The 15,235-nt window shown below is 55.5% G+C and carries 13 protein-coding genes; 9 read left to right on the top strand and 4 right to left on the bottom strand.

The genetic code is table 11. The features are described from left to right. The first annotated feature begins 105 nt into the window (after positions 1 to 105). The 4 genes from V3851_RS02005 (at position 106) to ptsP (ending at position 4,312) form a co-directional block, all read left to right on the top strand. Entirely contained in the window at positions 106 to 618 is a 513-nt protein-coding gene (locus V3851_RS02005) for a shikimate kinase (RefSeq protein WP_331844811.1), read from the top strand. 29 nt (positions 619 to 647) lie between these two features. Beyond that, a complete protein-coding gene (gene aroA / locus V3851_RS02000) occupies positions 648 to 1,940 on the top strand; it encodes a 3-phosphoshikimate 1-carboxyvinyltransferase (protein ID WP_331844810.1) in 1,293 nt (430 codons plus the stop codon). Positions 1,941 to 1,964: 24 nt separating this feature from the next. Continuing rightward, complete coding sequence (locus V3851_RS01995) at positions 1,965 to 2,390, top strand: CoA-binding protein (protein ID WP_331844809.1); 426 nt, start codon at positions 1,965 to 1,967, stop codon at positions 2,388 to 2,390. A gap of 185 nt (positions 2,391 to 2,575) precedes the next feature. Continuing rightward, positions 2,576 to 4,312, top strand: a complete 1,737-nt coding sequence (gene ptsP / locus V3851_RS01990) for a phosphoenolpyruvate--protein phosphotransferase (RefSeq protein WP_331844808.1) — start codon at positions 2,576 to 2,578, stop codon at positions 4,310 to 4,312. Between the two features lie 66 nt (positions 4,313 to 4,378). On the opposite strand, the gene V3851_RS01985 is transcribed toward ptsP, so the two are convergent. Next, positions 4,379 to 4,915, bottom strand: coding sequence for a type 1 glutamine amidotransferase domain-containing protein (locus V3851_RS01985; RefSeq protein WP_331845245.1), 537 nt, complete (start codon positions 4,913 to 4,915; stop codon positions 4,379 to 4,381). Between the two features lie 165 nt (positions 4,916 to 5,080). On the opposite strand from V3851_RS01985, the gene V3851_RS01980 reads away from it, so the two are divergent. The 4 genes from V3851_RS01980 (at position 5,081) to V3851_RS01965 (ending at position 7,955) form a co-directional block, all read left to right on the top strand. Further along, on the top strand, positions 5,081 to 5,524 hold the full coding sequence (locus V3851_RS01980) for a hypothetical protein (RefSeq protein WP_331844807.1): 444 nt from the start codon (positions 5,081 to 5,083) through the stop codon (positions 5,522 to 5,524). Between the two features lie 106 nt (positions 5,525 to 5,630). Continuing rightward, positions 5,631 to 5,972, top strand: coding sequence for a bacillithiol system redox-active protein YtxJ (gene ytxJ, locus V3851_RS01975; protein ID WP_331844806.1), 342 nt, complete (start codon positions 5,631 to 5,633; stop codon positions 5,970 to 5,972). Positions 5,973 to 6,083: 111 nt separating this feature from the next. Continuing rightward, positions 6,084 to 7,088, top strand: coding sequence for a catabolite control protein A (ccpA, locus tag V3851_RS01970; protein WP_331844805.1), 1,005 nt, complete (start codon positions 6,084 to 6,086; stop codon positions 7,086 to 7,088). Between the two features lie 156 nt (positions 7,089 to 7,244). Continuing rightward, the gene (locus V3851_RS01965; protein ID WP_331844804.1) at positions 7,245 to 7,955 is read left to right on the top strand and encodes a 5'-methylthioadenosine/adenosylhomocysteine nucleosidase; all 711 of its coding nucleotides are present in this window, start codon (positions 7,245 to 7,247) and stop codon (positions 7,953 to 7,955) included. A gap of 58 nt (positions 7,956 to 8,013) precedes the next feature. Here V3851_RS01965 and V3851_RS01960 read toward each other — a convergent pair whose 3' ends face one another. Next, a complete protein-coding gene (locus V3851_RS01960; protein ID WP_331844803.1) occupies positions 8,014 to 9,213 on the bottom strand; it encodes an acetoin utilization protein AcuC in 1,200 nt (399 codons plus the stop codon). Positions 9,214 to 9,243: 30 nt separating this feature from the next. After that, positions 9,244 to 9,876, bottom strand: a complete 633-nt coding sequence (locus V3851_RS01955) for a GNAT family N-acetyltransferase (protein ID WP_331844802.1) — start codon at positions 9,874 to 9,876, stop codon at positions 9,244 to 9,246. A 302-nt stretch (positions 9,877 to 10,178) separates the two neighbouring features. On the opposite strand from V3851_RS01955, the gene acsA reads away from it, so the two are divergent. Next, positions 10,179 to 11,903, top strand: a complete 1,725-nt coding sequence (acsA, locus tag V3851_RS01950; RefSeq protein ID WP_331844801.1) for an acetate--CoA ligase — start codon at positions 10,179 to 10,181, stop codon at positions 11,901 to 11,903. Positions 11,904 to 11,988: 85 nt separating this feature from the next. On the opposite strand, the gene V3851_RS01945 is transcribed toward acsA, so the two are convergent. After that, on the bottom strand, positions 11,989 to 15,093 hold the full coding sequence (locus V3851_RS01945) for a transglycosylase domain-containing protein (RefSeq protein ID WP_331844800.1): 3,105 nt from the start codon (positions 15,091 to 15,093) through the stop codon (positions 11,989 to 11,991). Between the last annotated feature and the right edge of the window lie 142 nt (positions 15,094 to 15,235).

The raw sequence follows: 15,235 nt of genomic DNA, 5'->3' as shown, positions 1-15,235 counted from the left end.
TTTAATGCTCTAGTGCCAAATGTACCCGCCTGTGTTATGATAGGAAAAAGTTATTCGCAGTTCAGTCATCCCTTTTGGAGCAGGAACTAAAGTAGGTGAAATCAATTGCATACGAATCAAGATATTATCGTGCTGATCGGTATGATGGGCACCGGCAAATCGACCGTAGGAGCGCATTTGGCCGAGGCGACGGGCTACCGGCTGCTCGATCTGGACGCCATGATCGTTCAGCGGGCGGGGTACCCGATCCCGCAATTGTTCGCGGAGCAAGGCGAGGCCCATTTCCGCGACCTGGAGACGGCGGTACTGTGCGAAGCGTTGCGGATGCCGGGCTCGATTCTCGCGACCGGAGGCGGGGCGGTGCTGCGCGAGCGGAACTGCCGCGAGATGCTGGAGCATGGCTGGGTCGTCGCGCTTTCGGCGAGCGCAGAGACCATCGTTGCCCGGGTCGGCGAGGATAGCGGCCGCCCGCTGCTGGCAGGCGGAGCGCAGGCGAGAGTGGAGGCACTGCTTGCGGAGCGCAAACACGCTTACGATTTTGCCCATTTGACCGTAGACACGTCAGGCAAAAGTCCGGACAAAGTGTCGGCGGAGATTTTAATGCATTACCGCGGTTAATCAACAATTTATGCAAAGGGGATTTACATATGGATATGATCGTTAGGCCGACAGCGGAGCTAAAGGGAGAATTCGGCGCGCTGTCTTCGAAGAACTATACGACCCGCTATCTCTTGGTTGCCGCTTTGGCGGAAGGAACGAGCACGGTGTACTATCCCGCCCACAGCGAGGACAGCGACGCCATGCGCCGCTGCATCCGGGACCTCGGCGCGGTGCTGGAAGAGGATGACGAGAAGATCGTCATCACCGGCTTCGGGAAGAAGCCGCGCGACGTGAAGGAGCTTAACGTCGGCAACGCCGGAGCGGTGCTGCGCTTTCTGATGGCGATTGCCTCGCTTTGCCCGGACGTCACGTTCGTGAACACGTATCCCGACTCCCTGGGCAAGCGCCCGCATAGCGATTTGATCGAAGCGCTGCAGTCGATGGGCGTGGAGATCGAGCATCATGACGGAAGGCTGCCGATCACGATCCGCGGCGGTGCCCCGAAAGGCGGCAAGATCCGGGTTTCGGGCGAGGTCAGCTCGCAATACTTAAGCGCGCTGCTCTTCCTGACCCCGCTGCTTGACGAGGACAGCGAGATCGAAGTGCTGGGCGATCTGAAATCGAAGGTGGTCATCGGGCAGACGCTGGAGGTGCTCGAGCAGGCGGGGATTCGCATCGATGCGGCCCCTGATTACATGAGCTTCCGCGTTCCGGGCGGGCAAGCCTATCAGGCCAAGAGTTACACGGTACAGGGCGATTATCCCGGTTCCGCGGCGATCCTGGCGGCGGCGGCCGTGACGAAATCGGACGTCAAAATCCATCGTTTGATGGAGCAAAGCAAGCAGGGGGAGCGGGCGATCGTCGATGTGCTGCAGATGATGGACGTCCCGCTTCGGCATAAGGACGGAACGGTGCATGTGCAGGGCAACGGCCGGCTGCGTCCGGTGGTATTCGACGGCGACGCCGCGACCGATGCGGTGCTGGCCATGGTGGCCGCCGCCGTGTTTGCGGACGGAACCTCCCGGTTTTATAACGTGGAGAATTTGCGCTATAAGGAATGCGACCGGATTACCGATTACCTGAACGAATTGAAAAAGGCGGGGGCCGATGTCGAGGAGCGGCAAGCGGAGATCATCGTCCACGGCCGCCCGAACGGCCTGAAAGGCGGGGCGACGATCAACGCGCATTACGATCACCGGGTCATCATGGCGCTCACGGTCGTCGGCCTGCGCTGCCGGGAGCCGCTGCTGATCAAGGACGCGCATCACGTCGCCAAATCGTATCCGCAATTTTTCGACCATTTGGCCGCGCTTGGCGCCTCGGTCGAGTGGGTAAAATAAGTTTATAGAAAGGTGTGATCTAGGATGGCATTTGAAAATCCAAGCCGTGAAGAGATCAAGGAAATCCTGCTTCATGCCGGCAATATCGCGGTCGTAGGATTATCCGACAAAACCGACCGAACCTCCTACATGGTGGCCCAGGCGCTGCAAAACAACGGATACCGCATCATCCCGGTGAACCCGACCGCGAGCGGCGAAATTCTGGGCGAGAAGGTGTACGCCTCGCTGAAGGATATTCCGGAACCGGTCGACATCGTCAATGTGTTCCGCCGCAGCGAGTACACGCCCGAAGTGGCCCGCGAAGCGGTGGACATCGGAGCGCGCGTCCTGTGGCTGCAGCTCGGCATCGCGAGTGACGAAGCCTACGAGATCGCCTCCCAAGGTGGGCTGACCGTCATTATGGACCGCTGCATCAAGGTGGAGGACAGCATTTTGATAGGCAAACGGTAATTTGACAATACCCAGCTTAAGACCCGGCTCGATAAGGAGCCGGGTCTTTTTTTTCCTGCGTCCGCACTTGATGGACAAATGCCTCCATGCGGAATTCCTTTGACAAATTTACAAACCTAGGCTTACCATAAAGAATTAGATAGAGGGTAACCTATAATACAAGCAGGACAATAGGGGGTCAAAGCATGATTCAGGGCATCGGCGCAGCGACAGGCGTAGCCATCGGGAAAGCGTTTGTGCTGCCCGCCTGGGAATGGGATGTGCCGGATCGGCGGATGGAGAAAGTGGATCTCGCCAAGGAATTCGAACGATTGTATGAAGGGATCCGCACATCGAAATCCGAGATCGAATTCATGAAGAATGAAATTAAAGAGACGGTTGGCGTCGAGGAGTCCAGTATTTTTGACGCGCATATCGCCATTTTGGAAGACCCTGTGTTCATGAGCGAAATTCAGGGGATCATCGAGCGTCAATACAAGGCCGCCGAGGTGGCGGTCAAGGAAGCGATCGACCATTTCGTGATGATGTTCGATCTGCTGGATGATGAATATATGAAAGAGCGGGCGCTTGATATTAAAGACGTCGGCAACCGGCTGTTGAAGCATCTGCTCGGAACGCCGGAAATTACGCTGCCCGCGGATACGCAGCCTTATGTTTTGGTCGCCAAGGAGCTGTCCCCGTCGCAGCTTGTCCATTTAAACCCCGACAATGTGGTGGGGATGGTCACGATGGCCGGCGGGAAAACCTCGCATTCCGCGATTATGGCGAGGGCCCTCGGCATTCCACTCGTGTCGGGGCTGGAAGGCCGGATCGAGGAGCCGCTGCAAACCGGCGATTTGCTCATTGTCGACGGGGACGAGGGCAAAGTCTTCCTGGATCCCCCGCAGGAAACGATCGACCGTTATGCCGAAATCGCCGAACGGCAGCGCCGCCGCAAGGAGCAGCTGCAGTTGCTCGCCTCCGTCGAAGCAGTCACGAAGGACGGATATCGGGTGCGACTGGCCGGGAATATCAGCTCGGTCAAAGATCTCGAGCAGGCGGTGAAATACGGTGCGGAAGGGGTAGGCCTGTTCCGTACGGAATTTCTGTATATGGACCGGGACACTTTTCCGACCGAAGAGGAGCAGTATGGAGTGTACCGCCAGGTCGCCGAGAAAGCGGGCGGTCATCCCGTCGTCATCCGGACGCTGGATATCGGCGGAGATAAGCAACTGGAATATTTCGCGCTGCCGGAGGAGGAGAATCCGGTGCTCGGATATCGGGGGATTCGCATCAGCCTGGACAGCAAGGAGCTGTTCAAAACCCAGCTCACCGCCATTTTGCGGGCAAGCAATTACGGTCACATAAGAATACTCCTCCCGATGATTTCTTCCCCGGAAGAGATCAGGGAGGCGAAGCGGGTGATGGAAGAGGCCAAGCAGGATTTGGCGGACCGGGGGTTATCCTACGGCAGCAATGTCGAAATAGGCATCATGATCGAAGTGCCGGCAGCCGCGGCGATCGCCGATCTGCTCGCCCGCGAAGTCGATTTCTTCAGCATCGGCACGAACGACCTGGTTCAGTATGTGCTGGCGGTCGACCGGATGAACGAGAAAATCGCCCATATGTACCATCCGTATCATCCGGCGGTGCTGCGCATGCTGCGCCAAACGGTGGCGGCCGCCAAGGAAGCGGGAATCCCGGTCGGCGTGTGCGGCGAAATGGCCGGCGACGAAAAGGCGCTTCCGATCTGGCTTCACCTTGGCGTGGACAGCCTCAGCATGTCGCCGCAATCGCTGCTCCGGGTGAAGCACCGGATTCTGAACAGTACGCTTCGGGAAGGTCAGGATGCGGGCAAACGCTGCTATCAATTGTCAACCAGCGAGGAGATCGAAACCGCGCTGACGGAATATTTGGGCAAGGACCCGGTGCTCGAACGTTAATACGGCAATAATGAATAACCGTCAGGGCTAAACTGCCCTGACGGTTTTGTACTTTGCGGCGCGAGACTATTTTGCGGACGCCGCGGCCAAAGCATCGACGAACGCCTTGCCGTATTCCGGCAAATCGGGCGGACGCCGCGCCGAGATAATGTGACCGTCCGTGACAACGGGCTCATCCTTCCAGACGGCGCCGGCATTTTCCATGTCGTCGCGGATCCCCGGCGTCGATGTGACGGTCACGCCTTTCAGAATCCCCGCGGAGATAAGCACCCAGCCGGCATGACAGATCTGGCCGATCGGCTTCTTCGCTTCGTTCAACTCGCGAACGAGCTCAAGCACTTCACGGTAGCGGCGCAGCTTATCGGGCGCCCAACCCCCGGGAACCAAGATCCCGTCGTAATCGCCGGCATGAATTTCTGCGAACGAATGAGTCGTTTCGGCCGGTACGCCATACTTGCCGATGTATTTTTTGCCTTTCTCCGGCCCGGCCAAATGCACTTCCGCGCCTTCCTCGCGAACCCGGTAAATCGGATACCATAGTTCCAAATCCTCGAAGTCTTCATCCACCAGCGCGATAACCCTTTTTCCAGTTAGTCTCAAAATAACTTCCTCCCATCTTTTATACCCTTGACGAAAATCGTTTTCAATATTTTAATTGTATCAAAAATAGTAGTTTCCTTCATGCGATAGCGGCAGGTTATTCCTGCTTGGACTGGTAATGATTTAATATTTCCTACAAAAACGTTGTGGATTAAATGAGGTGATTCCGTGCGCAAGCAGTGCCGTTGCGGACATACTATGAGCCTCGGTTTTCGGCTGGTTATTTTTGAGCATAAATTCCAGGTTGACCGGGTTCCGATTTTTGAATGCGATGAATGCGATTATTATGAGATTTTTCCTTCCGTCAAAGAGGACCTTTTGGATGTATTGGGCCAGTTGAAGCGGAAAGGGGAGGGCGGGCGAATTTATTTTACGGAAGTGAATGAATTTGCCGATATATTGTTTGAGTTGCGTGAGCAATATGGGCAGGAAGACCCGAATGCCTTTGAAGCGCTCGTGCAGCAAGCATGCGAGGAACGGATCAATTTGCTGCTGGACCTGTACGGTTGCGCCCAGAAAATAAACGACCCCAGCTGGATGGATGAAATCGCGGCTAGATTGTCAACCTTGTCGAATTTTGCGAAATACCGTGCGTTTCTGGGGGCGAAATAGCAGTATTTCACAGAATTTTGTCGATTCAAGTTGTTTTTGGCTTTCCCTTTTTGGTAATATAAATAAAGAAAATGAAAATTGTTTTCAGAAAAGGGAGGGATACAGGTTGACCCCATTGGTAAAAATAACCTCCAAAGAGGAGCTTCGCCAGGCTTTGGACGATTCGGCGAACCGGCCGCTCCTGCTGTTCAAGCACAGTACGAGATGTCCGATCAGCGCCGGTGCCCGCCGGGAACTTGAGGGTTATTTGAACGGCGACCCCAACGAACAAATTACATACCGGATGATTTATGTAATTGAAAATCGTGAAGTATCCAACGAGGCGGAAAGCGCGCTCGGAGTCAAGCACGAATCCCCGCAGGCCCTTCTGGTCAAAGACGGCCGCGCGGTATGGCACTCCTCCCATTCGAACATTACCGCCGTCGCTTTGCAAGGAATTCTTGTGTAAATGAAGCGTTAACATTGCACAAAGTAATATTTTGTCGTATCATAAATTTAATTGATGTACAAGTTTGCGTGATGAAATGTTTGAAAATCTATTGGCAATGGAGAGAATAATGTGACGGTTACCATTTACGATGTTGCACGTGAAGCGGGCGTCTCTATGGCTACGGTTTCGCGGGTTGTGAACAACAATCCCAATGTCAAACCGCAAACCCGCAAGAAAGTGTATGAAGCGATTGAACGTTTGGGATACCGCCCGAATGCGGTGGCGAGAGGACTTGCCAGCAAGAAGACAACCACTGTCGGCGTAGTGATTCCCGATATTTCCAATTCGATTTTTGCGGAAGTGGCCAGAGGTATCGAAGATATCGCTAACATGTACCACTACAATATTATTTTATGTAATGCGGACAAGAAGAAGGAGAAAGAAATTCGCGTCATCAACACGCTGCTGGAGAAGCAGGTTGACGGGCTTCTGTTCATGGGCGGAACGGTAACGGAAGACCACATCCAGGCTTTTCAGACATCGGCGGTGCCGATCGTGCTTTGCGCGACGAGCGACGAGAAGGGCGTGATCCCTTCGGTCGATATCGATCACGAAGCGGCGGCGTTTGACGCGGTAAGCACACTGATTCGCCACGGCCATCGCCATATTGCGATGATCAGCGGCACGCTGCAGGATCCGGCGAACGGTTATGCCCGTTTCCAAGGTTATAAACGCGCGTTAGAAACGGCAGGCATCCCGTACGACGAAGATCTGGTACGAATCGGGAATTACCGCTACGAATCCGGCGTCGAAGCGATGAAGTATTTCCTCGGCCTAAAGAAACGTCCGACCGCCGTGTTTGCCGCCACCGACGAGATGGCGATCGGGGCAATCCACAGCATCCAGGACGAAGGGCTGAAGGTTCCCGATGATTTCTCCATTATCAGCGTCGATAATATTCGCATGGCTTCCATGGTGCGCCCGCAGCTCACGACGGTAGCGCAGCCGATGTACGACCTCGGCGCCGTGGCGATGCGGCTGTTGACGAAGCTGATGAAGAAGGAAACGGTGGAGAATCCGCGGGTCATTCTGCCGCATGAGACGATTATGCGGTTATCGGTCAGCCATATTTAAGCACCGGTTTCAAAGGATACAGAGATAGATTATATACAAATACAAATATATGAAAAAGGTTATAAAACGGAAAAAGCTCCTTCGCGCAAGGAGCTTTTTTTAGGATTTACGCACATTTACACAAGGCTTGAGATTGAGATAGGGAGTGAAACGTTTATGCCGTCCGTAATCGGAATCATCGGGGCGATGGACGAAGAAATCGCTCTGCTGCTGCAGGGAATGGAGGAGCAAACCCGGGTGAAGCTGTCGGGCCTGTCCTTTGTTAAAGGCCGCTTTCATGGCAAAGAGGTCGTTGTATGCAAGTCGGGAGTAGGCAAAGTAAACGCGGCGGTGACGGCCCAGGTCCTGATCGACCGCCTTGAAGCGGAGACCGTCTGGTTTACGGGCGTAGCCGGAGCGCTCGATCCCGCGCTGAATGTCGGGGATATCGTCATCTCGTCCTCCTGCCAGCAGCATGATATGGATTGTTCGCCGCTTGGATTCCCGCGGGGTGTAACTCCTTACCAGGAGGTTTCGGATTTTCCGGCCGATCCCCGGCTCGTTGGGCTGGCGAAGGAAGCCTGCGTTCGGGTATGCAAGGAGAACGGCTACAGGGTCGGGCGGATCCTGTCGGGCGACCAGTTTATCGCCGATGGGAATACGGTTGCCTTCCTGTACGAGAGTATGGGCGGGGCCTGCGTGGAAATGGAAGGGGCGGCAATCGCCCAGGTATGCTATATGAATTCGGTGCCGTACGTCATGCTTCGGGCGATGTCCGACAAGGCGGACGGCACGGCCGACGTCAACTTCGCCGAGTTTACCGCCATCGCCGCCAAACGTTCCTTCGAAATTGTGGAAGAAATGATCCGGCATTTTAACGGGCTATAGGCTAGTGTGTGCCGTAGGCCATTGGCTATAAGGTACCGCCGGTGCCGGTACGACAAATTTACGCTTTGGCGGGATAATCCTGCAGCGCGACCGCGAGACTCTCGCGGTTTTTTGCCGTGATCTCGGCTCTGCGCGGCATCGCTTCCCAGCGGGTCAAATCGTCCAGCCAGCGGGAAGGGAGCGGCACCGGCGAGTGGTCCTGCCACTTGTCGATCCAGGATTGCGGGAGGGAGATACCGTGGCTGCTTTCCCGCTCGGGGGCCAGTTCCCGCTTTAACGGATGATGGCTCATCTCCAGCCAGAGCAGGCTCCAGGCGCGCGGAACGACCCGCCACATATCGTATCCGCCGCCGCCGACGGCCACCCAGCGCCCTTCGCAATAAGTGTGGGCCAGCTCATGCAGAATCGCCGGCATTTGATTGTAGATGGCCAGGCTGCAATGCATATGGCTCAGCGGATCCAGAGCATGGGCGTCGCAGCCGTGCAGGCTGACGATCAGATCTGGCTTAAAGTAGTCCGTCAGCCGCCGGATCGAGACTTCGAAGCACTCCAGCCAGGAGGCATCCTCGGTGTAGGGCTGGAGCGGAATATTCATGCACGCCCCGTATCCCAGATGCTCGCCTCTTTCGCTCACGGAGCCCGTGCCGGGGAATAAATATTTCCCCGTCTCGTGAATGGAATAGGTGCATACCTCGGGCTCGGAATAAAAGCTCCATTGGACCCCGTCGCCGTGATGCACGTCGGTGTCCACATAGAGCACCCTTGCTCCATAGCGGCGTCTCGCATACGCGATGGCGACTGCGGCGTCGTTGTATACGCAGAAGCCGGCCGCCTTGGCGGATAAGGCGTGGTGCAGGCCTCCGCCCAAATGCAGTGCATGGGCGGCCCGCCCCGACATCACCGCTTCCACGGCCGTGACGGTTCCGCCGGCCACATAGGCGGCCGCTTCGTGCATCCCGGCGAAATAGGGCGTGTCCTCGTCCGCCAAGCCGTATTCTTCGGCCCGCTTGATCCATTCCGCCTCGGGGCGCCGCCGGCTAAGCGCCTTGACGGCTTCCACGTAAGCGGGCTGATGGACCGACAGCAGCTCTTCGTCCGTCGCCGGGCGGGAGGGGATGATCCGGGACGGCTCCAGGGCGGACGCCGCGGACAGAAGATCCAGCGTGAGCTGCAGCCGGAGCGGATGGAACGGATGCTGATCATGAAACCGGTAGTTCATCGCTTGGTCATGATATACGAATGAAGCGCTTCCAGACATGGCGTCACGCGTCCTTTCTATTTGCTCTGTTCAATACATGAAGCGCTGCTGGAAACGGATCCGGTCAAACTGTTCCTCGGATTCGAGCGGCACCTCTTTGCCGATCCGGACCATGAGGCAGTTGGCGGGATGGGAACAGATTTCCGGATCGTCCGTAGCGTACCAGACCATATCGACGGTCTTCATCAGACGCTCCATCATTTTGCGGTAATCCCATACGGACAGGCCGCTGCTTTTCAAATCCCAATGCCAATAGTATTCGGTCGTAAAGACGATATACTTCTCCATCTGACCATCTTCGAAGGCGATACGGATCAGGCGGGAGCCTATTTTAAGCGAACGGTACCCGTTCGCCACCTCGATGGCGCCGAGCTCGATCAAATCGGGCATCCGTCCTTGGGACCAGCGCTCCATTTCATCGGGGTAGTGAAAGGTGACGTACCCGATGATCACGTCGTTTTCCCGGGCCAAAATAATCCGCCCCTCCGGCAGCCCGGCGATGTCGATCAGCGCTTCTTGCTGGTCGGAAGGCCGGCGGAAAGCGTCCAGCTCGGGATGCATCCGCAGCGTACGCAGATGGGACGGCGTGACGGGCCCTTCCAATACGATCTCTTTATCCTCATGGGGCAGGGTATGGCGGATATACGTTTTACGGTGTTCCATCAATGCCGCCTCCTTTGCTCGTTCCACTCACTTATAACAGAAAAATGAAAAAATGAAAAGTATAGCCGCTGGATATGACGTATGTTATAATTGAATCCGACATAAATTTTTCACAATTACCACTTGACATCGTGATTTTTGTTGCATACTTTCCACTTATTTAACTTTCCCGTTATTCCGACGGATGCTGTCCCGCCAATCGACCCGAAAAATCCAAATAACTTACCGTATTCTTGTATCCGTTTTCATGATTTTGATCTCATATATCAAACCAAGGTTACAGATCAAGGAGGATGGAAGCGATGAGTCAATTGCAAGGAGAAATCATTTCCGCGGGAGCCCCCTCGTCCAATCTGGGCAATTATGAGGAAGCGGTCGCGAATTTTAATTGGGAGGACGTAGAAAAGCAGTTTTCCTGGTATGAAACCGGCAGGGTCAATCTGGCCTATGAAGCAGTCGACCGCCATGTCGCAGCGGGAAAAGGCGGCCAGGTTGCTTTACGCTTCAGCGATGCGTCAAGGGATGAGACTTATACCTTTGCGGAATTGCAGGCCTTGTCCAATCAATTTGCCAATGTGCTCCGCAGCCGGGGGATCTCTAAAGGAGACCGGGTATTCGTGTTTATGCCGCGCAGCCCGGAATTATACGTCAGCGTCCTGGGGATTATCAAAGTCGGCGCGGTCGTTGGTCCGCTGTTCGAGGCGTTTATGGAGACCGCGGTGAAGGACCGCCTGGAGGACAGCGGCGCGGTTGCGCTCGTCACCACAGAGGCGTTGCTGCCAAGAGTAAAACGGGACGAATTGCCGCTCCTGAAATATGTTTTTCTTGTAGGCGAAAATATCGAGCCCGCGGACGGAATTATTGATTACTATAAAGAGATGGAACTCGCGCCGGCGGAGGCCGAGATCGAATGGGTCAACCGGGAGGACGGGCTGATATTGCATTATACTTCCGGATCGACCGGCAAACCGAAGGGCGTCTACCATGTTCATAACGCGATGCTGCAGCATTATTACACCGGTAAGGTGGTGCTTGACCTTAAGGAGGGCGATGTCTTCTGGTGTACGGCCGACCCCGGCTGGGTCACCGGCACTTCCTACGGCATATTCGCCCCATGGCTGAACGGTGCGACCAATGTCGTGCGGGGAGGTCGGTTCAGTCCTGGGGACTGGTACGAGACGATTCAACAAAACAAGGTCACCGTATGGTACAGCGCCCCCACCGCCTTTCGCATGCTGATGGGTGCCGGAGAGGATATCGTCAAAGGGTATGACCTTTCCTCGCTGCGGCATGTTCTTTCGGTCGGCGAGCCGCTTAACCCCGAGGTCGTGCGCTGGGGCTGTAAGGTGTACGGACACCGGATTCACGATACCTGGTGGATGACCGAAACCGGGGCCCAATTGATTTGCAACTATCCGTCCATGCCGCTTAAGCCCGGATCGATGGGGAAGCCGCTGCCCGGCATTCAGGCGGCGATCATCGACGACAACGGTAAAGTGCTGCCGCCGGGGCGGATGGGCAATCTGGCGATCCGTACGCCGTGGCCGTCGATGATGCGGCTGATCTGGAACAATGCCCCCAAATTCGAGGAATACTTCCGGATTCCGGGGTGGTATATTTCCGGCGATACGGCTTATATGGACGAAGACGGCTATTTCTGGTTCCAGGGCCGGATCGACGATGTTATCAATTCCTCAGGCGAGCGGATCGGTCCGTTCGAGGTGGAGAGCAAGCTGGTGGAACACCCGGCGGTGGCGGAAGCCGGCGTCATCGGCAAGCCGGACCCGACCCGGGGTGAAATCATCAAAGCGTTCATCTCTTTGCGGGAAGGCTATACGCCTTCGGAGCAGCTTAAAGCGGAGATCGCCCGCTTCGTGAAGGAAGGGCTGTCGGCGCACGCCGCGCCACGGGAAATTGAATTTAAGGAGAAGCTGCCGAAGACCCGTTCCGGCAAAATCATGCGCCGCGTTCTCAAGGCGTGGGAACTGAACCTTCCGGCAGGCGATCTGTCGACCATCGAGGATTAGAACTCATTATTCATTTTTCTCTATAAAAAAGAGCCGATTTTCAGTAGCTCCAAGCTACTGAAGATCGGCTCTTTATAATTTTGCTTTACTTACTGAATTGAACGGCGGAGGACGGCATGGATTCGCCGAGCGAGTTGACCGCGGTTACTTTGACCCAGCCGCTCGCGGCGTCGCTCTTGAATGAAAACTGATTTCCCGATGCCGTTCCCAGCTTGGTGAACTGTCCGTCCTGACTATCGGAGTAATAAATATTGTAGCTCGCGATTTGTTCGGGCAGAGAGCCTGCCGTCCAGCTTACCGTAACATTGCCGTCGCTGGTACGGATGCTTACCCCTTCCGGCGTTGACGGCGGGATGAACAGATCTTCGATCAACCCGTCGTCCGATCCCAAACTTTCGCCCTCGTCTCCGCCCAGATCGGGCAGCCAATCGGCGGTGCTCACGATCTGGCTCGGCTGCGATTCTTTCCCGGCCACATCGACGGCCGTGACGTAATACGAGTAGTAGAATCCCCCGGTTTGCGCATCCGAAATCGCGGTGGCTTCGCCGGTGAGGACCGCCTTGCCGGTATATTGGAACGAACCTCCGTCAACGGAGCGATACAGGCGGTAACCGACCACATCATTTTCCGCGTTTTTGCTGAAGGAAACCTTGGAGGTCCCGCTCTCGGAGCTCAGCTTGACATCGGCGGGCGCCGCTGGAGCCGCACCGTCATCGACGCGCGGATCGGGCTTCGTCGGTGCGTCTTCGCCGGCGTCTTTCGGAATATAGTAGCTGATCGGCTTATGATCGCCTTTCATCCCCGCAAACGCCTTTTCCAGCTCGTCGATCAGTTCCTTGATCGGCTTTTCGCGCTTCATGACGACTTTCTCCAGCAACATATCGGACGGCGTACCTTCCTGAGGGATGTAGTTGACCCCTTCATACGGGATATACTTCATGCGGACGAGCACATCGTCCGGTTCCTTAGGCACGTACTTGACATTGAAAATATCGGTCACCAGCTTGCCGGCCTGTTTGGTAAGCTCGGTCGGCAGCTTGCCGCTAAAGCCCGACACCGTGGCGGACACGATGCCGTCCGGCTTGGCGAATTCCTTCGTCACGAACAAATCCGGCTCGTTCGCGGTCACCTCGTTCATCACCAGCGACCAGATCGAACGGGCCCGGGATTTCCCGGCTTCCGAGAGCTTGTTGACCGGCTCTTTGTAGCCGATCCACACGCCGAGCGTGACATCCGGGGTATATCCCATGAACCAGACATCGGCGTAGTCTTGCGTCGTTCCGGTTTTGCCGACGATCGGGATTTCCCCGTATTTCTTGAAATCCCGCTTGACCGATGTCCCGGTCCCGCTCGTGATGACCGTCCGCAGCATGTCCGTCATCAGGTAGGCCGTCTGCTCGGAGAATACCCGCTGCGGTTCGGCTTCGTGCTTGTAGACGATATTGCCTTTGGAATCCGTAATTTTCGCAATCATGTAGGCGTCATTGAATTCCCCGCCGTTCGCGATCGCGGTATAGGCGTTGGTCAATTCCTCCACGGTCACCCCGTATTTCAGGCCGCCGAGCACGCCGGTTTGCGCGTTGTAATCCTGCTCATCGAGCGTGGTGATGCCTAGCTTCTTGGCGAACTCCCACGCCTTATCTATGCCGACGGTTTGATTGAACAGCTTCAGCGCCGGGATGTTCCGCGATTCGTTGAGCGCGGTGCGCGCGGTAACCAGCCCTTTATAGCCGCCGCTGGAATTGACGGGAATATGATAGCCTTTCTGATAATCCTTCAAAATAATCGGAGAATCGTCTATAATGCTGGCCGGTTGAATAAGTCCCGCTTCCAAAGCCGGCAAATAAGCGGCGACCGGCTTCATCGTCGAACCGGGCTGCCGGATCATCTGGGTCGCGTAATTCATCTGTTCCGTGTAGAAATCGCGGCCTTCGATCATGCCGAGAATCGCCCCGGTCCGGTTGTCGATCATCATGCCGGCTACCTGCTCCAGCCCTTTGCTTTCGCTGTAAGGGGAGAAATTATTCTCGTTCTCCGAAACCTTGTGCATGGAGTTGTATACCTTTTTGTCGATCGTGGTAAAAACCCGATATCCGCCGGTCAGCAATTCCTGACGGGCCTCCTCCAGAATTTGCGAATTGTCCGATACTTCATCCTTGGTCATGTCCGGATTATTCAGCATGGCGATGACAATCGCCGCTTGCCGCTCGGTTTCCAGCATCAGATAAGGAAAAGTGTCATACGCCTTCTTCGTTTGGGGGGCGAGCGATCCCTTGATGTCAAACGCCAGCGCTTCGTTATACTGGGCTTCCGTTATTTTCTTCTCTTCCAGCATCCGCTGAAGCACGAGCCGCTGTCGCTTGAGCGCGCGGTCAAAAGCTTCCTGGTTAAATTCCCCTTTGCCGTTATAGGCGGAATAGGTGGAAGGAAGCTGCGGCAATCCGGCGAGATATGCGGCCTGGGCGATATTCACATCGTTGAGATTGGTAATATTGAATATCCCTTTGGCCGCGGCTTTGATTCCGTAGACCTGATAGCCGTTGGAGCCGTTTCCGAACGGCACCTTATTCAAATAGGCGGTCAGGATTTCGTCTTTGGTCAGGAAGCGTTCCAGCCGCAAGGCGAGCAATATTTCCTTCACTTTGCGGTTGTCGGTCCGGTCCAAGTTTAGAAATACGCGCCGCGCGAGCTGCTGGGTCAGCGTACTTCCGCCGGTCTGGATGTCTTCCTTGAGCAGCTTCTGCTTGACCGCACGCATCGTGCCTTTAAAATCGATGCCGTTATGCTCCTGGAAGTGATTGTCTTCGATCGCGATAACGGCGTCGATAACCGTTTGCGGAATCTCCTCGAAATTGACGGGCCGGCGGTCCTCTTCGGTGCGGAGCTGCCCGATCGGCTGACCGTCGCGAAAGTAGGCGAAACCGGTTATCTCGTTATGATTGATTTTCTGCTCGATATCGGTACGCGACCGTACGGGTTCGTCCACCACGATAGAGGAGACGTATCCGAACACCGCTCCTCCGGCAAACAATGCCCCGGCAAACCCCAGTAAAACGAGCCAGCCGAGCGTTGTCCAAACCCAGCGGCCTTTTCTGCGCTTTTTCGCCTTGACGGGCTTGTCGCCCCGCGAAATTCTTTGGGGTTTGCTTTGCTCCTCCTTGCCGGAGTTGTTATCGTTTTCATGAGCCATGGAATTCCTCCTTTTAACAGCAACATTATAGCATAAAAAAGGTCGGATGGTTGCTTTTTCCGCCTATTTGTGCGGGATCTTTGCCTGCCGGGAAGACGATGCCGGTTTGACTTTCCCGAAGCTTCTATGTTATAAATTAGCT

It is taken from the genome of Paenibacillus haidiansis (genome assembly GCF_036553665.1).
GTDB classification, from domain to species: domain Bacteria; phylum Bacillota; class Bacilli; order Paenibacillales; family Paenibacillaceae; genus Fontibacillus; species Fontibacillus haidiansis.
Note: the sequence above shows the minus strand (reverse complement) of the source record. Positions and strands in the feature narration are given on the sequence as shown.